Source organism: Fluctibacter corallii (assembly GCF_025751585.1).
In the GTDB taxonomy this organism is placed as follows: domain Bacteria; phylum Pseudomonadota; class Gammaproteobacteria; order Enterobacterales; family Alteromonadaceae; genus Fluctibacter_A; species Fluctibacter_A corallii.
In genome coordinates, this window is record NZ_JAOWKX010000005.1 from 193,486 (window position 1) to 212,963 (window position 19,478).

General features: G+C 43.7%; 17 protein-coding genes. 9 read left to right on the forward strand and 8 right to left on the reverse strand.

The genetic code is table 11. From position 1 onward, the window contains the following. Positions 1-5 precede the first annotated feature (5 nt). The 3 genes from OE749_RS11025 to OE749_RS11035 form a co-directional block, all read right to left on the reverse strand. Positions 6-1,613 (reverse strand): carboxyl transferase domain-containing protein, encoded by a 1,608-nt coding sequence (locus tag OE749_RS11025; RefSeq protein WP_263712512.1) that lies wholly within the window; start codon positions 1,611-1,613, stop codon positions 6-8. Between the two features lie 81 nt (positions 1,614-1,694). After that, entirely contained in the window at positions 1,695-2,864 is a 1,170-nt protein-coding gene (locus OE749_RS11030; protein ID WP_263712513.1) for an isovaleryl-CoA dehydrogenase, read from the reverse strand. Positions 2,865-2,869: 5 nt separating this feature from the next. Continuing rightward, positions 2,870-3,256 (reverse strand): MerR family transcriptional regulator, encoded by a 387-nt coding sequence (locus OE749_RS11035; protein WP_263712514.1) that lies wholly within the window; start codon positions 3,254-3,256, stop codon positions 2,870-2,872. A 215-nt stretch (positions 3,257-3,471) separates the two neighbouring features. Here OE749_RS11035 and OE749_RS11040 point away from each other — a divergent pair, with 215 nt between their 5' ends. After that, complete coding sequence (locus tag OE749_RS11040; protein ID WP_263712515.1) at positions 3,472-4,647, forward strand: thiolase family protein; 1,176 nt, start codon at positions 3,472-3,474, stop codon at positions 4,645-4,647. Positions 4,648-4,829: 182 nt separating this feature from the next. Beyond that, positions 4,830-5,027 (forward strand): hypothetical protein, encoded by a 198-nt coding sequence (locus OE749_RS11045; protein WP_263712516.1) that lies wholly within the window; start codon positions 4,830-4,832, stop codon positions 5,025-5,027. A 339-nt stretch (positions 5,028-5,366) separates the two neighbouring features. On the opposite strand, the gene OE749_RS11050 is transcribed toward OE749_RS11045, so the two are convergent. The 4 genes from OE749_RS11050 to OE749_RS11065 all read right to left on the reverse strand — a co-directional run bounded on the left by OE749_RS11050 (position 5,367) and on the right by OE749_RS11065 (position 10,508). Next, the gene (locus OE749_RS11050; protein ID WP_263712517.1) at positions 5,367-7,085 is read right to left on the reverse strand and encodes a hypothetical protein; all 1,719 of its coding nucleotides are present in this window, start codon (positions 7,083-7,085) and stop codon (positions 5,367-5,369) included. Positions 7,086-7,098: 13 nt separating this feature from the next. After that, positions 7,099-7,668 carry a hypothetical protein gene (locus OE749_RS11055; RefSeq protein ID WP_263712518.1) on the reverse strand — a complete coding sequence of 190 codons (570 nt, stop codon included), beginning with the start codon at positions 7,666-7,668 and terminating at the stop codon, positions 7,099-7,101. 594 nt (positions 7,669-8,262) lie between these two features. Then, entirely contained in the window at positions 8,263-8,637 is a 375-nt protein-coding gene (locus tag OE749_RS11060) for a hypothetical protein (protein ID WP_263712519.1), read from the reverse strand. A gap of 212 nt (positions 8,638-8,849) precedes the next feature. After that, a complete protein-coding gene (locus OE749_RS11065; RefSeq protein ID WP_263712520.1) occupies positions 8,850-10,508 on the reverse strand; it encodes a response regulator in 1,659 nt (552 codons plus the stop codon). 281 nt (positions 10,509-10,789) lie between these two features. Here OE749_RS11065 and OE749_RS11070 point away from each other — a divergent pair, with 281 nt between their 5' ends. From OE749_RS11070 to gmhB, 7 genes are all read left to right on the forward strand, one after another. Further along, positions 10,790-12,280, forward strand: coding sequence for a CoA-acylating methylmalonate-semialdehyde dehydrogenase (locus OE749_RS11070; RefSeq protein ID WP_263712521.1), 1,491 nt, complete (start codon positions 10,790-10,792; stop codon positions 12,278-12,280). 76 nt (positions 12,281-12,356) lie between these two features. Beyond that, on the forward strand, positions 12,357-13,514 hold the full coding sequence (locus OE749_RS11075) for an acyl-CoA dehydrogenase family protein (protein ID WP_263712522.1): 1,158 nt from the start codon (positions 12,357-12,359) through the stop codon (positions 13,512-13,514). Between the two features lie 8 nt (positions 13,515-13,522). After that, positions 13,523-14,647: an enoyl-CoA hydratase/isomerase family protein gene (locus tag OE749_RS11080; protein WP_263712523.1), complete on the forward strand. Its 1,125-nt coding sequence runs from the start codon at positions 13,523-13,525 to the stop codon at positions 14,645-14,647. Between the two features lie 19 nt (positions 14,648-14,666). Beyond that, entirely contained in the window at positions 14,667-15,557 is an 891-nt protein-coding gene (gene mmsB, locus OE749_RS11085; RefSeq protein ID WP_263712524.1) for a 3-hydroxyisobutyrate dehydrogenase, read from the forward strand. A 9-nt stretch (positions 15,558-15,566) separates the two neighbouring features. Next, positions 15,567-16,328: an SDR family oxidoreductase gene (locus tag OE749_RS11090; protein ID WP_263712525.1), complete on the forward strand. Its 762-nt coding sequence runs from the start codon at positions 15,567-15,569 to the stop codon at positions 16,326-16,328. A gap of 243 nt (positions 16,329-16,571) precedes the next feature. Then, entirely contained in the window at positions 16,572-17,381 is an 810-nt protein-coding gene (locus tag OE749_RS11095; protein ID WP_263712526.1) for a putative RNA methyltransferase, read from the forward strand. After that, on the forward strand, positions 17,378-17,920 hold the full coding sequence (gene gmhB / locus OE749_RS11100) for a D-glycero-beta-D-manno-heptose 1,7-bisphosphate 7-phosphatase (protein ID WP_263712527.1): 543 nt from the start codon (positions 17,378-17,380) through the stop codon (positions 17,918-17,920). Before OE749_RS11095 ends, gmhB begins: the two co-directional genes overlap by 4 nt. Before the next feature lie 16 nt (positions 17,921-17,936). On the opposite strand, the gene OE749_RS11105 is transcribed toward gmhB, so the two are convergent. Continuing rightward, positions 17,937-19,478, reverse strand: a complete 1,542-nt coding sequence (locus OE749_RS11105; RefSeq protein ID WP_263712528.1) for a DUF3413 domain-containing protein — start codon at positions 19,476-19,478, stop codon at positions 17,937-17,939.

Here is a 19,478-nt window from a genome sequence, read left to right on the forward strand (position 1 = left end):
TGTCCTTACATTCTGAATACGCCAAAGCGTGTTTCTTCAATGTCTTTATTAAGGGCGGCTGATAGAGACAAACCTAACACATACCGTGTGTCGGCAGGATCGATGACGCCATCGTCCCACAAACGGGCCGATGCGTAGTATGGATGCCCTTGTTCTTCATAGGTGTCGATAATGGGTTGCTTGAACGCAGTTTCATCGTCAGCACTCCAATTTTCACCGGCACGCTCTTTTTGATCGCGTTTAACCTGTGCTAGAACACCTGCGGCTTGTTCGCCGCCCATGACCGAAATGCGCGCGTTAGGCCACATGAACAAGAAGCGCGGATCGTATGCTCTGCCGCACATGCCATAGTTCCCTGCACCAAAACTGCCGCCGATCAACACCGTGAGTTTAGGAACATTTGCACATGCCACAGCGGTAACCATTTTTGCGCCGTGCTTGGCAATACCGCCAGATTCGTACTGTTTCCCTACCATGAACCCTGTAATATTTTGTAAAAATACCAGCGGAATTTTACGTTGCGCACAAAGCTCAATAAAGTGTGCCCCTTTCTGTGCAGATTCTGAGAATAGAATGCCATTATTCGCGACAATGCCTACAGGATAGCCGAAAATGCGCGCAAATCCGCAGACCAGCGTTGTGCCATAAAGGGCTTTAAATTCGTCGAACTCAGAACCATCGACGATGCGGGCGATGATTTCCCGAACATCATAAGGCTGCTTGGTGTCTTTTGGTATTACACCGTAGATTTCTTCGCTGGCATATAGTGGGTCAACTGGCGGCCTGATATCAAGTTGCGATGACTTAGTGCGATTTAATCGCGCTACGGCATCTCTTGCGAGTTGAAGGGCATGGTGATCGTTATTGGCAAGATGATCAACAACGCCTGATGTACGGCAGTGTACATCTCCGCCGCCTAGTTCTTCAGCGCTGACCACTTCGCCCGTTGCCGCTTTAACCAGTGGAGGTCCACCTAGAAAAATGGTGCCTTGGTTTTTTACAATAATCGACTCATCAGCCATAGCTGGTACGTAAGCACCACCCGCCGTGCATGAGCCCATTACCACCGCAATTTGAGGAATATTCTGTGCAGAGAGATTAGCTTGGTTGTAGAAGATACGCCCAAAATGCTCACGGTCTGGGAATACATCATCTTGGCGTGGGAGGTTCGCACCGCCAGAGTCTACTAAATAAATACACGGTAGGTTGTTTTGCTCTGCAATGGTTTGAGCGCGTAAATGCTTTTTCACGGTAAGTGGGTAATAGGTGCCACCTTTTACTGTGGCATCGTTTGCCACAATCATACATTCGACACCGCTAACGCGTCCGATACCGGCGATCACACCGGCTGCGGGAACATAATCTTCGTATACATTCCAGCCTGCCAATTGTGATAACTCTAAAAAGGGAGAGCCTTCATCTAATAAGGTATTGATGCGTTCACGAGGTAACAGTTTACCTCTGTCGGTATGGCGCTTATTGGCTTTTTCGCCGCCACCTTGTTTTACCGTATCAATGACTTCACGCAAGTCGTTAACTTGAGCGCGCATGTGCTCAGCATTGTCTAGGAATGCCTGAGATTTGCTATTAATTTTACTTTGAATGCGGGGCACGGATTTGCTCCTGACAATTAACTTCAAAAACAGCAAGCGGGCTTATTCACTGATGAATAAACCCGCTCAGGTTTAATTAGATTAGACAGACTCTTTGAAGAGTTCACGTCCAATAAGCATGCGGCGAATTTCCGATGTGCCTGCGCCAATTTCATAGAGCTTGGCATCACGCAACAATCGACCCGTTGGATACTCATTGATGTAGCCATTTCCGCCGAGAAGCTGAATAGCATCTAATGCCATCTTGGTGGCAAGCTCTGCGGAGTACAAAATGGCTCCGGCTGCGTCTTTACGGGTGGTTTCGCTACGATCACATGAGCGGGCAACAGCATAAACATAGGCACGTGCCGCATTCATTTGGGTGTACATGTCGGCTACTTTGCCTTGTACCAACTGGAACTCACCAATCGATTGACCAAATTGCTTTCTGTCGTGAATGTAAGGAACCACAATGTCCATGCACGCTTGCATAATACCTAACGGGCCGCCCGATAAAACAAGACGCTCGTAGTCGAGTCCGCTCATGAGTACGCGCACGCCATCGCCTTCTTTACCCAAAATATTTTCTGCCGGTACTTCGCAATCTTCAAATACCAATTCACATGTGTTGGAAGAACGCATACCTAATTTGTCGAGTTTTTGAGCTTGAGAGAATCCCGGCGTGCTTTTCTCTACAATAAATGCGGTAATACCACGAGGACCTGCGTTTACGTCTGTTTTCGCATAAATAACAAACGTTTCAGCATCAGGCCCGTTTGTGATCCACATTTTATTGCCATTTAGTACATAAACGTCGCCTTTCTTTTCAGCGCGTAGCTTCATGCTTACCACATCAGAACCCGCATTTGGTTCACTCATCGCTAATGCGCCAATGTGCTCACCACTGACCAATTGGGGGAGGTATTTTTCACGCTGGGCATCATTGCCGTTACGATAAATCTGATTAACACATAGGTTAGAATGTGCGCCATAACTTAAGCCAATACCCGCAGAGGCGCGGCTCACTTCTTCCATAGCTATGGTATGGGCTAAGTAACCCATATCTGAGCCGCCGAATTGTTCAGATACTGTTACCCCTAACAGGCCCATTTCACCCAGCTTTGGCCATAATTCATTTGGAAACTGGTTTTGTTCGTCTGCTTTTTCAGCAAGCGGAGCGATTTCAGCTTGTGCGAAGTTGTATACGTGGTCACGCAACATATCAATTTCTTCGCCAAGGCCAAAGTTTAGGGTAGGGTAAGGTGCATGCATGGTATTTATCCTCTTCGTAATTCGCTGAGCTCGTCGATACAACGGGCTTCAACTTCGTCCAGTTCATTCATTAGCATTTGAATATCTTCTAACTGCTGATTCATGATGGCGCGCTTTTGTTCTGTCATAAGCAGCATCGCCTCTAGCTGTGCTTCAGAGTTGCTACTGTTGTCATAAAGGGCAAACAACGTTTTGACTTCCGCCAACGAAAATCCTAATCGCTTGCCTCGTAATATAAGTTTTAAGCGTGTTTTGTCTTTCTTTTTGTAAACGCGGTTTTGACCTGCACGCTCAGGTTGCAACAAACCTTGTTCCTCGTAAAACCGAATTGATCTAGGTGTTATATCGAAGGTTTTTGATAACTCTCCGATGGTGTAAGTCACATCAGCCATGGATTTACTTCTCAATTATTTGCTGCTTTTATCGAAAAATATCACTTTACGTTTACGTAAAGAGTAAGTTAACGTAAAGGTAAAGTAACAGTTACATGTCGTCAACATTTGTTCTGGATTTGTGAAGAACGTTACAAAGTCGTATGTTCATAATCCTGTACGAAACGACAAATCTGTACGAAATATTGTCTATTTTTTAGCGTTAAGGAATTCTTATGAGCGGTCAAAATGTTGTCATCGTTGCGGCAAAACGTACTCCTATGGGAGGGTTTATGGGCGCACTTTCACCTCTGGCAGCAACAGAACTAGGCGCAGAGGCGATCAAGCACACTGTGACGTCTGAAATTGCCAAAGACGTCGATGAAGTTATTATGGGGTGTGTTTTACCTGCTGGGCTAGGCCAGTCACCAGCTAGGCAAGCAGCATTAAAAGCTGGGCTCCCCCTGTCGGCAGGTGTGACTACCATCAATAAAGTATGTGGCTCAGGTATGAAAGCGGTCATGATGGCTCATGACCTGATTAAAGCCGGTTCGGCAGATGCCGTGGTGGCAGGTGGCATGGAAAGCATGAGCAATGCCCCTTACTTATTGCCTAAAGCACGTGGTGGTTATCGTATGGGTCATGGGCAAATGCTCGACCATATGATGATGGATGGATTGGAAAATGCCTATGATGGACAAGCCATGGGATGTTTTGCGCAAGCTACCGCTGATGAAGAGGGTATTACGCGTGAAGCGATGGATGAGTTTGCGTTACGCTCGTTGTCTCGCGCATCTGACGCAATCGAGTCAGGCGCGTTTGATAATGAAGTGGCACCCATCACGATATCAACTCGCAAAGGTGAAATCACGGTGACGAGTGATGAAGGCCCAGCCAATGCGAAGCCTGAAAAAATTCCGTCTTTGCGTCCGGCATTTAAAAAAGATGGCACCGTGACTGCTGCCAACTCAAGTTCTATTTCAGACGGCGCCGCAGCACTATTAGTAATGTCAGAAGATAAGGCAAAGTCGCTTGGCCTGCCTGTGTTGGCTACTATTAAAGCGCATGCCACGAATTCAATTAAACCTGAAGATTTTACCATAGCGCCCGTCGGTGCGATGGAAAAAGTGTTAGAAAAAGCAGGGTGGAGCAAGGATGACGTTGATCTATTTGAAATCAATGAAGCGTTCGCTATGGTAACGATGTTGGCCATGAGTAAATTGAACTTAGATGCTGATAAAGTGAACATTCACGGTGGCGCATGCGCATTGGGTCACCCAATTGGTGCATCGGGCGCGAGATTATTGGTCACACTTATTCACGCATTGAAAAACAAAGGACTGAAAAAGGGTGTTGCGTCTCTGTGTATTGGTGGTGGTGAAGCTACGGCTATGGCAATAGAGCTTGCTTAATAACGTTTTGAGAACACCCTTCTGAATACAGGTGCATGCCAGTTGATAGGGTATCTACAGATACATTGAAAATTGGCTTCGCACCTGTGGGCGTTGTCAATATGCTCTCATTTTATTGACAACGTTATGAACACATTAGAAATGAATCGTATCGAATGAAAATGTGCTGAAAAGGACCTATTATGGACAAAACAGAAAAAGCCATTGAAAGCGCTTATCAAGCTCACGTTTCTTCACTTTACAAAATATTGACCGAAGCGCTGATGGTGGCGAATGGGGATGAAACAGGTATATCGGCAGCTGAAGCTCGGTTTAAAAAAGGGCTCGATTTTGCGTCCTATGTAAGAGAGAAAGCAAGGGCTGCCGCAGGGTTGAATTAATCCTGCGTTTAGATGATTGCAACGTTCCTCAGTGATGCATAATGCTTCTGTTTAAATATATACGTAGTGTTATAGTTTCGTTCTGATAACTTTGTGAGCTCGCGTTAGTGAACGCTTTGCGCTTCATGAGCGTTTATTCAGTTCACGCCATCGCCTGATTGATGAAGTGAAGATAAAGTACCAATTGCCACTGTAGACAAGCAAGTCAGGGGGCGACTTCTCTGAAATTTAATTAGACAACATCTAGTGTTGAGCCTTGCCTATATTTTTCTTCAGCAGAAAAGGAGGGGTATAACGCTTTTCCTTGTCAGGAACTATCCTATTTTACGTTTTGGACGCTTATTGGACGACACCTGATAAAAACTGGCAATGTGGGGTAGCGATGAAGGCAACATCTACTCGTCGATTAAAAAGACCAAGGATTGGATCATATTTGCCATCATTTTCGTCAACCACGCCGCGCCTTAATGCCATCTCGTCATATTCAGTCCAGCGGGTACCCGTTACTCGGCATCCTTTTCCACATTCCAGCAAGCCTGTTTCATCAAGCCCCAAAGCGCTTAAAACTCTTTCACGTCGTGCATTTGCTACCTTTACGTTGAATTCCATCGGTGATTTTACACCGCAACCTTGTAGGTCTCTTCGGGCAATGGTAGAGCTACTGGCAAAGCCTGCGACGTCAATAACTATAGTGTGTCCTCGGCCTACACACGCTCTAATTTCTTCTTTGAGCTTGAAAAGATAGCTCTTATCATCTGGCATAATCTTCAACGAATTTTCATCAATACGCACGCTCATATTTTCCTTCTGTAGGTCGGTGTTTTGAGATGCACATTTTGCTTCTGCATTGAAAAAAATCGGTAGTCTTATTTCGCGATTATACAGTGTCTGCTTACTCGCACCTTCCTCTACTTTTAACACTTCTGAATTTTGCTTTTCATTTCTCTTATCCAGATAGATTTTAAGCGACTCTATAATACGGTTACTTATAAGGCTGGTGCTTATAGGCAAACTATGCTGTTCGGTGCTTCGGGATAGTGACGGCGGTAGAATGATTGAAACAGGTAAGGCGGTAGTTTGACCCTCAGCAGTGTGAGAGGATGAGATGTTTATGGATTCTTTTCGAGCTATCATAAAGAGCAAAAAAATGACAATGATAAGCACTAACAGCGAAAAAAAAATACTGAATAGCCGAAAGTGTTTGTTTCTATTCTGAGCTTTAGTATCTCGCCCATTTTCAGCAGCGTGAAAGGCTGCAGCGATTAGAATGCATGTTATTCCGATTAATGATACTGCTAAACTAGGAAGTTCAGCACTGAATTCGACTGCTGTTAGTGAAATGCTACTACTTAGCGAAATAATAAGCCCCGTAAACAACATTGAAATTTCGAAGCCGTTCAGGTTGTCATATTTATCTTTAAGAACTGACAGCAGTTTTCCAGCGGCATAAATTACAGCATATAAAATTAAGAAAACTATAAGAAAATAAGCCCAAATAGGGATATCAGATATTTGGTTTACAGTTTTTTTCTGGTTAGTTTGTAGAGTAGTGTTAATTTTGGCTAGTTGTGATGATATTGCAGATAAATCTAATTCCGAAGATTGGTTAGTCAGTAATTCATGTTTACGCTTTTTGAGATTTTCTTGCAAATCCATAAGCTGTTCGTGCAAGGCTCTATGATGGGAGAAGTTTTCATCGACCGCTTTATTGGTAGCAATTTCCTGCTCTAGCCAAGTTATTCTGTTACTGAGCTCGTTGAGCGTGATGTTTATCGATAATTTAGCCTCTTGCAACTGCTCTACGCAGCCTTCGCACTGATTAAAGCTCTCAAGTGTTTGCGGAGAAAGAGCCACTAAAATCGGTTCATTTGGCTTTGGCGCGGGCTTTTGGAATGCTCCAAATAACATGATTGAGACAGGGATAATCGTCAGTAGTAGTATTAATACCCAGCGAATAATTAGTCTATCTCTGTGCCAAGATGTTTGAAAGTTAATTAATATCATCGTAGCCGTCAATAGCCCCAAAAGAGCCAATAGAAGCATAAGATATAAATCCATTTGGCCACAATCCTTATAAGAAGCCAGAATAGCGCAATAGCACGATAACAGTCGCTGAAAAAACAAAAAGAACTGCCAGCAATATTGAGTTGTGAAGCGCAGATTGTTGTAACAGCTGTTTTTGTAAGAGCTCGGTTACATCGCCTATGCTCAAATTTTGGTTAGCGAACCTAACGGTTTCCTTCACCTCTTTTTTATCATAATTTTGTAATGTAGGACGTAATGATACTTTAACGATATAACCATCGCCGAATTTATCTTGCAGCTGGTGGGAGAGCATTGTCCGTGCATAATCTTCGAATATTTGTCTAGCATCGCTGGAAATAGCAACATTAACGGCTAACAGCGCTCCCACCTCTTCGTCATCTATAACGTGTTTAACAAAGGGATCGCCAATAATATCTCTTTGCCAATCTAACGTGTGCGGGGTAAATTTAGTTCTGAATACCTTTCTGTACGTGTGTTCTAGTTTAGAAACAACCTCCTCGAGTTTTTCATTACGCTCAGCTTTTTCGTGGGGGCTCGAAACACTTTGCGTTTTAGTAATCAAGATATTAAACAAATACAGTGAGTTTTGGCTCATGCTCTGTCACCTCCATGTCTTAATCGTTGTAAAGTCATGTGAACCAATATTTTTAAGTATAGGATAAAAAGCCTAAAAGCTTAGGTCTGTTAGAGCGACGTTACTTCGTTACATATTTTTTGCCGATGTTTGCTATCAGCTAACTGGTCGTTTTTACCTAAAATGAATATGTGGAAATCAAGACCTTTCAGTTTGCACTCACAGGGTTATTTTTCTCTATACTAGCGATTGGGGCGACGCTGTTTGTTAAAGAATCTGCCCCCCGCTTTGCTAATCCAATTTGAAGATAAATTTGGACCTAGTTGTTCGTGTGTTTTCTCTCAACAATATATTTTTATTGATGAGTTCGGCCAATTAAGATGCCAATATGAGAATGTGAGCTTGGAAGAACTTATTTAAAACCTTAAACTTGTAAGAAATCAGGATCGGTTTACTACCGTCGTTATTGCATCTAGAAAAGTGGCAAAACATCAATATGTTGTGTCTGTAACAAAAAAAATTACTAGGCAGTTTGATGACGTTGGTATTATCTGGAGTGACATATAACAAATCTCTTCGCGAGAAGCCGTTTGGAGTTGAATTCACAAAAGGCTTTTACTCAGAAACTTTTGCCTTTGATTTAGATATGTATTCAATAAATAATTTACATTTTGTCGGAGGTGTCAATTGATGGTGCACTTCTCTGACGATGTAATTTGAGTAAGCATTCTCTACCATAAATATGTCCATTTTGGGTTTAGCATAGATAAGTAAATGTCCTCCGCAACCACCGTATCCACCTATATAAATATCGTAACGATATGACTTAGCCTCGTCATCATAAACAATGTTATTTCCATAATCGCTGAAAGTGGATATATCGTGATTACTTAATATTTCAATGTGCCCTCTTGTTATATTTAACGTTTTGACATTAGTGCATGACGTCAAAAAAACGACCAAAAAGAATATTAATCCAATTTTTAACATAAAATTCTCTGTACATTTAATTCTAATAAGACAAGTAGTCGTGAAACCAATGCCTCTTCACATTTATCTAGGAAAGTGCGTAAAGAGATTACAGTGGCTATACTACCACGTAATTGTATTATTTTACGCATCATGCTGATATGTAAAATCGACATGATTATATAATTGGTATTTTTTATTGGAAGGAACACACCAGTATTTTTAATGACTGCTTACTGATTAAGCAGTCCATTTTTAGGGGCGGGTTCAACAACAATAAACATATCGCGATGTTGTTCTATTTTATCGCCTAGCTCTTCGATACGTTTTTTGTTCCCCGTTGATAGTTCACGTTTGCTTAAGTCATTGAACAATCGTAGTGTTCGGGCTTCTTTATGTTTGGGAATTTTACCCTCTACTAAGCTTTGCAGCAGGTTTAATCCAAATGCGGGTTCTTCGGGGAATAAAATATAGGCCTGATAAAAGTAATCGATTGATTCGTTTACTTTATGATCGTTGTAAAGCTCAAGACCTTGTTTATTAAACTTAAGGGCACGAGGACGCTTTTCACCCAGGTTTTCTTCGCTTTTGCTAATTAACATATTGGAGAGGGTTTTCTCGGTGAAATCTTCTAACGCCAACATTTTGTTTTCAGATTCGCATAAAATTTGTGATGCTTTTAACTCATCTCCCACTGCCAACCATGCTTTAACGGCGTCGGTCATGGTTGAAACGTCAGCTTTTTTGAAATTATCAATGCCTTCTTGTTTTAGTAGGTTTTCGGCCTTTTCCATATTGCCTTCCAAAATGGCCGCAACAACGTTCATGTAACTGCGTTTTAAGTCCAAGCCATCTTCTAATGTGCGTCTACCCGCAGAGCCAATGAGAAAACGGGCGACCTGTAGGCTGTCGGCACGCTCATTGGCGGGCTTGTCTTCCGCTTCTTTTAAATAGCATCGAGCGAGTTCTAGTGAATATTCAGCAAATTTTTCTTTTACGCTTCGGCTGGCTTCACGTCGACGTTCCAGTAAGCCAACGGCGTCTTCCACTTTATCTTGAATTTGGTATAAATAGGCTTTTAGCTTCGTTGCAGGTACAGACAGCGAGCTTTCTTTAATCTGCTCCATGTACTCTTCTGCTTTAACGAATTCCTTCTTATCAATGCTAATGCGAGCCAACCATTCGCACGCTTTGTCATTAGTAAGGTGCGTGCCCAGCATACCTTTGAGAATTTTTTCGCTAAGCTCAGAACGACCGGCAAGAAATTCACTTTGTATAAGGCCCCATTTAGCCCAAATAATTTTATCTGAGCTTTGCAATACGTTTTTGTATAACAGCGTAGCTTCATCAAAGCGCTCAAGCTTGATGAGAAGACGTGCTTTTAGTTTGAGCATATGGTTATATGCTCGCGGCATTTTATTCGCGAACATTAGCTCTTCTAACTTTTCCAACGCTTCCGCGTACTTTTTTGCATCCATTAATGTATGCACAGATTTAAGATGCAAATTGACTTTGAGGGTATTAACGACTGTGCGTTGAAGGTTATTAATCGTGTAGGGTTTGAGCACCAAATCGTCGGGATGAATATCAACAATTTGCCCGATAATCATGGGCATGCGGTCTGAGGTAATAAATACCAGACTTGTGGTTTCTTTTAGTAAGCCTTCGCGCTTTAAGTCTTGCACAACTTCAACGCCGTTTTTATTTTCACCTAAATGAAAATCCATTAGCAAAATGTCATAGTGGCGACGACGCATGCTAGATTTCAGCTCTCGCCCATGACTGAAGCAATCCACCTTATTAAATTCCATTGCTAACAGATGATTACGTATGTTGATTTGTGCCATGCCGTTATCTTCTACAACAGCGATGCTGACAATGCGCTTTTCCACTCGGTAATTTGAAACCTGTTTCTATTCTTCTAGTCCAAAGAATAACAGCGAATTTACGTGCTGGATACTCGACTTACGTATCGTTATTTATACAGACGATACAGATTAGGGTTTGAGGTGTACAGAGAAGTTGTCACTCATCATTGCAGTTAATTGCACTTTACGTTAACGTCAAGGTTAAAAGTTTGATAATCTCGACAACAGAAAATTAACAGAAGTGTATTTGCACGTAACATAGTTGCAAATGTTTTAAAAAAACATGGCCTCGTAAAGGTAATGATATGAAACAAGTTCCTCTTCTCATCAACGGTGAATTCACAGCATCCCAGTCTGAGCAGTTTATCGATGTTACGAACCCCGCTGATAACAGTGTGATTGCCCAAGCACCTTGTGCAACTGATCAAGAAATGGCGCGTGCGATTGCAAGCGCAAAAGAAGCATTCGAAAGCTGGAAAAATGTGCCAGTACCTGAACGTGCTCGACTGATGATGCGTTATCAGCATTTACTAAAAGAACATCATGATGAACTCGCTGAAATTTTAAGTCAGGAAACGGGTAAGACGTTTGCAGATGCGAAGGGCGATGTTTGGCGAGGCATCGAAGTGGTTGAACAAGCCGCAAACATTCCCTCACTGATGATGGGGGAAACGGTGGAAAATGTCGCGCGTGGCATTGATACACAAAGTTACATTCAGCCGCTTGGCGTCTGCGCGGGCATTACACCGTTTAATTTTCCAGCGATGATTCCTCTGTGGATGTTCCCAATGGCGATTGCTTGCGGCAACACCTTTGTACTTAAACCTTCGGAGCAAGATCCTCTAACACCAACGCGTCTGGCAGAGCTGTTCATTGAAGCGGGTGCGCCAAAAGGGGTGCTAAATATTGTTCATGGAGGAAAAGAACAGGTAGATACTCTGTTACATCATGAAGATATCAAAGCGGTGTCGTTTGTAGGCTCAGTGCCAGTCGGGCAATACATTTACAAAACGGCCACCGATAACATGAAACGAGCCCAGTGTTTTGCAGGCGCAAAAAACCATTCAGTGATTATGCCAGATGCCAATAAAGCACAGGTATTAAACAACTTAGTGGGATCTTCAGTCGGGGCGGCAGGGCAACGTTGCATGGCAATTTCTGTGGCTGTGTTTGTTGGCGAATCAAAAAATTGGATCCCTGAACTGGCAGAAATGATTAAAGAGGTGCAACCTGGCTTATGGAATGATGAAAAAGCCGGATTCGGCCCGCTGATTAGCCCGCAAGCCAAAGCCCGCGTGCTTGATTTAATTGCTAAAGGTAAAGAGCAGGGGGCGACGTGCTTGGTTGATGGATCAGAGTTTACGTTGTCAGGTTACGAAGAAGGAAACTGGGTTGGGCCGACGGTGTTTGCAGATGTCACAACGGATATGGCCATTTATCAGCAAGAAATTTTTGGTCCGGTGCTGTGTTGTATGTCAGTAGATTCACTCGATGAGGCGCTGGAATTAGTAAACAGCAATCCATACGGAAATGGCACATCTATTTTCACCGCAAGCGGCGCGGCGGCAAGAAAATACATGCATGAAGTAGAAGTGGGTCAGGTGGGTGTGAATGTACCCATCCCTGTTCCTTTACCTTTCTTTTCATTTACAGGGTGGAAAAACAGCTTCTACGGCGATCTGCACGCCTATGGCAAACAAGCCGTGCGCTTTTATACCGAAACCAAAACAGTCACGTCTCGATGGTTTGAGGACGACATTCCAACAGGCCCAAACATGACCATCACACTGAGATAAATCGTTTACAGGCTATAGCGGCGCTAGATAGTCAATGCGCGTCGCTTCGTCGTATTAGCTTTTAACAGGATTTCACATGAATTTTGATTTAACAGAAGATCAGGTTGCCTTTGCCGAGACGGCACGTCAATTTGCTGATCAGGAACTTACGCCGAATGCGGCGAAGTGGGACAAAGAACATTACTTTCCTAAAGAAGTGATTCAAAAAGCGGGAGAGCTGGGTTTCTGTGGCTTGTATACACCTGAAGAGCAGGGCGGACTGGGATTAAGCCGTTTAGATTCGTCTATTATTTTTGAGCAACTTGCAACAGGGTGTACCGCTACAACAGCCATGATGACGATTCACAATATGGCAACGTGGATGATTGCGTCTTGGGGAACGGAAACGGCAAAAGAACACTGGTGTCCCGTGTTAGTTACCGGCGAGAAACTTGCGTCATATTGTCTTACTGAACCGGGTTCAGGATCTGATGCAGCCAGTTTGCGTACCACCGCCAAGCGAGAAGGGGATCATTATGTCATTAATGGTTCTAAAATGTTTATCTCCGGTGCCGGAGAAACCGATGTTTTAGTGGTGATGGTTCGCACAGGCGGAGAAGGTGCCGCGGGAATTTCTGCCGTGATTGTTCCGGCTGATGCTGAAGGGATTATTTACGGTAAGGCGGAAGAAAAAATGGGTTGGAATGCGCAACCTACACGTTTGGTGACGTTCGAGAATGTGAAAATCCCCGTCGATAATCTACTTGGCGATGAAGGACAAGGCTTCAAGTTTGCCATGATGGGTTTAGATGGTGGCCGCATTAATATTGCGACCTGTTCAATTGGCACAGCGCAGGCTGCGCTAGATACTGCGAAAACGTATATGCAAGAGCGCAAGCAGTTTGGTAAACCCATTGCTGCATTCCAAGCGCTTCAATTTAAGATTGCTGACATGGCAACCGAGTTGGTGGCTGCCCGCCAAATGGTTAGACTCGCTGCCTACAAATTGGATACTCAAGATGCAGAAAAAACGGCCTATTGCGCAATGGCAAAACGCTTTGCTACGGATGTGGGGTTTAACGTATGTAACGAAGCGCTTCAGTTGCATGGCGGATACGGGTACATTCAAGAATATCCCGTCGAGCGTATGGTGCGTGACGTGCGTGTGCATCAAATTCTTGAAGGCACAAATGAAATTATGCGCGTCATTATCGGCAGACGCATCTTGGCTGAAAACGCAGGCGACATCCTATAGGAGGTGATATGTCTGACGTTGTACTTTTCTCGTTGTTAGAAACGCCTTCTGGAAAATATATCGGAAAGGCAACATTGAATAAACCCAAGGCGCTAAATGCGCTAGGGCAAGATATGATTGACCTTTTACTTCCTACCCTTCGCGAGTGGGAAAAAGACGACAATATCGTATCTGTGTTTCTTGATAGTGAAGGTGATAAAGCATTTTGTGCAGGGGGCGATATCGTTGCTATGTATAAGGCGATGCAGGCTGCACCAGGTGATATGCCATCCTCATTGCAAACCTTCTTTACCGATGAATATACGCTAGATTATCTGATCCACACATTTTCTAAACCTATCGTCGTATGGGGTAATGGTATTGTGATGGGCGGCGGGCTTGGTTTAATGAGTGGCGCGAGCCATCGTATCGTTACCGAAAGTTCCCGCATAGCCATGCCTGAGATTACGATTGGTTTGTATCCTGATGTGGGGGGCAGTTGGTTCTTAAACAAGATGCCAGCGGGATGTGGTTTATTCTTGGGACTAACGGGTGCCAGCATCAATGCAACAGACGCCTTGTTTATTGACCTGGCTGACTTTTACATACCCCATGAGCAAAAAGACGCATTTTTGTCGCGCCTTATCGATTTAAAGTGGGGAAGTTCAGATAGCTTGAACCATGAAAAGGTATCTGATTTATGTCGCCATATGCATAGCGATTTTAAAGTCGGTTTGCCTAAAGGCAATGTAAAAGCTAACGCAACTAACATTGAAGCGGTCACGCAAGGGGATAATGTGACGCAGGTCGTCGAGTCAATTCTTTCGATGGACGTGACTGACGATAAATGGCTAGCGAAAGCCCAAAAGGGGCTTGCAGCGGGTTCTCCAATTACGATGCATCTTGTTTTTGAGCAATTAGCCAGAGGTAAGAATAAAACACTGGCTGAATGCTTCAAGATGGAATTAGGCATGTCATGCCGTTGCGGAGAACTTGGTGAGTTTCAAGAAGGCGTTCGTGCATTACTGATAGACAAAGATGGCGAACCAAACTGGAAGTACAAAAATGTGCAAGAAGTAGAAACATCTCTTGTTGAGAGCTTCTTTACACCTCGTTGGTCTGATCAAACTCACCCTTTACACCATATTCATTAGCGCAGGACAGGAGCATCTCATGGCAAAGATTGGATTTATTGGCTTAGGCAATATGGGTGGCCCAATGGCCGAAAACCTGTTAAAAGCCGGTCATGACGTTACCGTGTTTGACTTAAATACAGAGGCGGTGAAAAACCTTGAAGGATTAGGAGCGCGTTCGGCATCTAATTTACAAACGCTTGCTCAAGATAAAGAATTCATAGTTACGATGCTGCCTGCGAGTCAGCATGTGAAAAATGTGTATTTATCTGATGAAGGCTTGATCCACACGCTATCTGCCGAATGTGTTGTTATTGATTCAAGTACGATAGATGCGGCAACAGCGAAGCTGGTGGCTCAACAACTAGGCGAAAGAGGTGTTCAGTTTGTTGATGCGCCAGTATCAGGTGGGGTCGGTGGAGCCAAGGCTGGCACGCTTACGTTCATCGTGGGGGGCGAGCAAAAAACCTTTTCTGCTGTTGAACCGATATTGTCAGCAATGGGAAAAAATATTTTTCATGCTGGTGATCACGGTGCTGGTCAGGTGGCAAAGATTTGCAACAACATGCTATTGAGTATCTTGATGGTTGGCACCTCTGAAGCCCTTCAAATGGCTATCGACAATGGCCTTGATCCCAAAGTAATGTCTGACATCATGTTGAAAAGCTCAGGCAGAAATTGGACACTTGAATTGTATAATCCATGCCCCGGCGTGATGGATAATGTGCCAAGTTCAAATCAATATCAGGGTGGATTTATGGTAGATTTGATGAAAAAAGACTTGGGACTGGCAATGGAAACGGCGACACATAGCAGCTCGTCAACGCCTATGGGGGCTTTGGCGCAAAGCCTGTATACCCTACATAGTCAACATGGCTATGGCAAACAAGATTTTTCAAGTATTTTTACTATGTTCGAAAATAAAAAGTAAGGTAAGCACGTGAATTTAAAAGATAAAGTAGTAGCGATCACAGGAGCGGCACAGGGGTTAGGTCGCGCGATGGCTGATACATTAGCCGATCAAGGTGCGCATATAGCGCTCATTGATATGCAAGAAGATGCACTTGAAAAAGCAGCATCTGAGCTAGCAGAGAAGGGGATCACCGCGCGTGCCTATGCAGTAAATGTGACGGATGAAGAGGCGGTTGAAGCCATATTTTCTCGCATAGCGAATGACTTCGGCAAGTTGAACGGGTTGATTAACAGTGCAGGTATCATGCGAGATGGTATGCTACTTAAAGTAAAAGAAGGCAAAGTCGTCGATAAAATGTCTAAGCAACAGTTCCAATCTGTGCTTGATGTAAACCTGACCGGCACGTTTCTTTGCAGCCGAGAGGCAGCAATGCAAATGATCAATACCGAAAGCGAAGGCGTAATCATTAACATTTCTTCAGTGTCTCGTGCTGGTAACATGGGTCAAACTAATTACTCTGCGAGCAAATCGGCCGTCGCAACCATGACAGTGAGTTGGGCGAAAGAATTAGCGAGATTTGGCATTCGTACAGGGTGTATCGCACCGGGATTGGTTGAAACCGCGATGGCCAATCAGATGCGCCCAGAAATGAAGGAAAAGTTCCTCAGCACCGTTCCGCTTAGACGATTAGCGGATGTTAGCGAACTAGGTCATGCTGCCAAATTCATTTTTGAAAATGAATATTTCACTGGGCGCACAATCGAGCTGGATGGCGGCACGCGTATTTAGGCATTCGTTAACATTTGAGTGATAATAGCTATATGGCGCGCGTTGGAGCGTCATGTCTTTATTAAGTAATAAGCGCGAATCTCGCGCTTTTTTCGTATAGGGCAACTATGTCGCTTTCAATTCTTTTGCGTACCAATTACATTTAGCACTTCATCGGCTACGAATTTACCGATGCTGTACAGTAGATTCCTCGCCTGCACTCCACTACACTATGCGGCTAATTTGAATTTGGAAATCTAAACCATGTGGATTTGCCCAAAGTGTAAACAGCCATTATCTCAAGATACGCAATCGTGGCATTGTGAGGCAGGTCATATTTATGATAAAGCAAAAGAAGGCTATGTTAATTTAGTTCTGGCGAATCAAAAGCGCAGCAAAACGCCGGGCGACAGTAAAGAGATGGTGAATGCGCGACGTAATTTTCTTATGTCAGGAGCGTATCAACCACTGGTCAATGGGCTTAAAGAGTTGTTTTCAGTCTATGGATTACTTGATTCAGGTAGCCACATTTTTGATGCTGGATGCGGTGAAGGGTATTATCTAAGAGAGATCGTCTCTGGGCAAAAAGACGTTCACGTTGCTGGTTGTGACGTATCTAAATTTGCAGTTTTAAAAGCGGCAAAAGCCAATAAAAACTGGCTCTATGCGGTGGCAAGTACCTTTGACGTGCCCGTTAACGCCGCGTGCTTTGATGGTATTTTGCAAATATTTTCACCGTCTTCGGAGGCAGAAATGCATCGAGTATTAAAAGAAGATGGGATCTGGATTGTTGTAGAACCCCATTCTCATCATCTGAATGAATTTAAGCAATATATTTATGATGACGTTGAGGAGCACCCTGTACCTGCACATGAAATGTCAGGATTTACACTGCTTGATGAAAAACGGATAACCTTCACCATTTTGTTAACAGACTCTGTCCAACGGGATCAACTGTTGATGATGACACCTTATTACTGGGCTGCAAACCCCTCTCAGAGAGAAACGATTAATGCGTCACTTACCTCAATTACAGCAGATTTCAGAGTGATGGTTTGGAGGAAGGGCGAATGAACAAAGCGCTTTTGTTAGACCGTGACGGGGTTATTAACATCGATCACGGTTATACCTATCAAATTGATAAATTTGATTTCGTTCCAGGCATCTTCGATGTCGCTAAACGATTTTATCAGGCAGGGTATACTATCGCCATAGTAACGAATCAGTCGGGTATCGCACGGGGGATGTATTCCGAGGATGACTTTAACCACTTAATGAATTGGGTAAAAGCGCAATTTCAACATCATGGGGTGACAATACATGCTGTCTATTTTTGTCCACATCATCCTGAGTATGGTATACAAAAAAGATGTTCTTGTCGAAAGCCCGCGCCCGGTATGTTGCTAAAGGCGAAGGCCGATTTTGATTTGAATTTGCTTCAGAGTGTTATGATCGGAGACAACGTATCAGACATGGAAGCCGCCGAAGCTGCAAATGTTGGGCGTAAAATTTGGTTTAGGCAAGATGACAACTTTTCCCCATTGTCGCAAGAGGAGATAAATAAACTAGATATTGAAACGGCGACGTCATTGATTGACATCACCGTGAGTTAAGCGAGGAGACGAGTGTTTACTGATAAAAGCGGCTCAAATGCTTCATTGCTTGGCTTAACAAGCTGGTATTTAGCGGTGCCAAGCTTTCTTCTCCAGAGTCTCGTTCATAGATTTTATAATTTCCATTTCCAAGAACATCAATCTTATGGCCGTTGTACAATACAACCACTTTATTGTCTGTTGTACTGACTACCCAATTGCGATTTGGCGCGATAAGACTTCGGCCTGTACTGTAAATGGATGGGGCAGCGGCACATCCCAATCGTGATAGTACGGTAGGGGCGATATCTTCACTGGTAGACAATGTCGTATTCAGCGCATAGTTACTGTACAGCTGCACTGGACCATGTGGATCTTGTGAGTACGACGTGAGAAGTACGTCAAACCCACTGTTAGTTACGGTCGAGAGCAACGACATAACCTGCGAGCTATTCACAAAAGCAAAGGCAAGAGTGGGCTTTTTTTTCTGCAGATCACGGGTAAATGCAGACCATTCTTTCGTATAGCTCACTACCTTATCGTGCTCGATTACGCTGTCACTATAAACCGTAACGTTAACGCCCATTTTGGACACTAGCTCTAGCACGAGAGGCGTTTTATTTGATAGTGAAGGTTGATACAGTTCTGGCAATCCAAATAACGTCGTAGTCACCATCGACTGATAGTTTGCACCAAACGTGTAATGCCCGCTGTATTTATTAAAACTAGCAAGCTGCTGCCTGAAACCCTCATCGTTTGGCAATTCGCCATCCACAATCACAACAATGGATTGACTTGCTGTATTAATACCACAATAAACTGGCTCGGTAGGGTATTGCAGTTGTTTGCTGCCATAATCCACTTGAAGCGCTTTGCGCTGACGATAATTTTGAATGTCCAGCAAGCCATAACGTGACATCAATGTTTTTGCTGTAGCCGGATAAGAAAGAGGAAACATATCATCTTGCTTTACAACTGGTTGATACAAATTCGCGTCAGCCCAAACGTGCATGGCGTGGCTGCTGACAAAACACAGCACAAAGAAACTGCTGATAGGCAAACCAAGTTTGAATTTTTGCAATCGTTCAATACGTTTCCAAATGGCATTCGCCACAATTAATTGGAACGATAGCCAAACCATAAACAGTAGGGCTAAGAACAGCCATCGAGACCACGTCAGCTGAGCGACTACGGTCTTGGTTTCGGAACGTATTAGCTCTGCACTACTTAAATTTAGATGCAGTCCGTATTTGTTGAACAAAAGTGCATCAAAAGCAAGCAACGCCAACCCAGATGCTGCGACAACTGAGCTAAGCCCTTTTACGACGTTCGCATTGGGAACCAAATAGCATAGCGGTAGAATGACAATAACAAACGCCATAAAGGTGAGAAACCCCATATGGCTAAACCAATTGGTAAAGAGGTAAAGGCTTCCAACTACCGTGCCAGGCACGGGCGAAGAAAACACGTAGATAGACGCGATAACGATTGCTAGCACAATATTGAGCAAAGCAAACCAATGTCCCCAATTAACCAGCTTGGTGACGAGCTTTCTTCTCGGCGTTTCAGTGAGTATCAT

Excerpts from the sequence above, each read along its gene's own strand:
- mmsB (WP_263712524.1), top strand. The coding sequence starts at position 14,667 with ATGGCAAAGATTGGATTTATTGGCTTAGGCAATATGGGTGGCCCAATG.
- OE749_RS11035 (WP_263712514.1), bottom strand. The coding sequence starts at position 3,256 with ATGGCTGATGTGACTTACACCATCGGAGAGTTATCAAAAACCTTCGAT.
- OE749_RS11040 (WP_263712515.1), top strand. The coding sequence starts at position 3,472 with ATGAGCGGTCAAAATGTTGTCATCGTTGCGGCAAAACGTACTCCTATG.
- OE749_RS11045 (WP_263712516.1), top strand. The coding sequence starts at position 4,830 with ATGGACAAAACAGAAAAAGCCATTGAAAGCGCTTATCAAGCTCACGTT.
- OE749_RS11060 (WP_263712519.1), bottom strand. The coding sequence starts at position 8,637 with ATGTTAAAAATTGGATTAATATTCTTTTTGGTCGTTTTTTTGACGTCA.
- OE749_RS11030 (WP_263712513.1), bottom strand. The coding sequence starts at position 2,864 with ATGCATGCACCTTACCCTACCCTAAACTTTGGCCTTGGCGAAGAAATT.
- OE749_RS11070 (WP_263712521.1), top strand. The coding sequence starts at position 10,790 with ATGAAACAAGTTCCTCTTCTCATCAACGGTGAATTCACAGCATCCCAG.
- OE749_RS11080 (WP_263712523.1), top strand. The coding sequence starts at position 13,523 with ATGTCTGACGTTGTACTTTTCTCGTTGTTAGAAACGCCTTCTGGAAAA.
- OE749_RS11105 (WP_263712528.1), bottom strand. The coding sequence starts at position 19,478 with ATGATACTCACTGAAACGCCGAGAAGAAAGCTCGTCACCAAGCTGGTT.
- OE749_RS11075 (WP_263712522.1), top strand. The coding sequence starts at position 12,357 with ATGAATTTTGATTTAACAGAAGATCAGGTTGCCTTTGCCGAGACGGCA.
- OE749_RS11055 (WP_263712518.1), bottom strand. The coding sequence starts at position 7,668 with ATGAGCCAAAACTCACTGTATTTGTTTAATATCTTGATTACTAAAACG.
- OE749_RS11095 (WP_263712526.1), top strand. The coding sequence starts at position 16,572 with ATGTGGATTTGCCCAAAGTGTAAACAGCCATTATCTCAAGATACGCAA.
- gmhB (WP_263712527.1), top strand. The coding sequence starts at position 17,378 with ATGAACAAAGCGCTTTTGTTAGACCGTGACGGGGTTATTAACATCGAT.
- OE749_RS11050 (WP_263712517.1), bottom strand. The coding sequence starts at position 7,085 with ATGGATTTATATCTTATGCTTCTATTGGCTCTTTTGGGGCTATTGACG.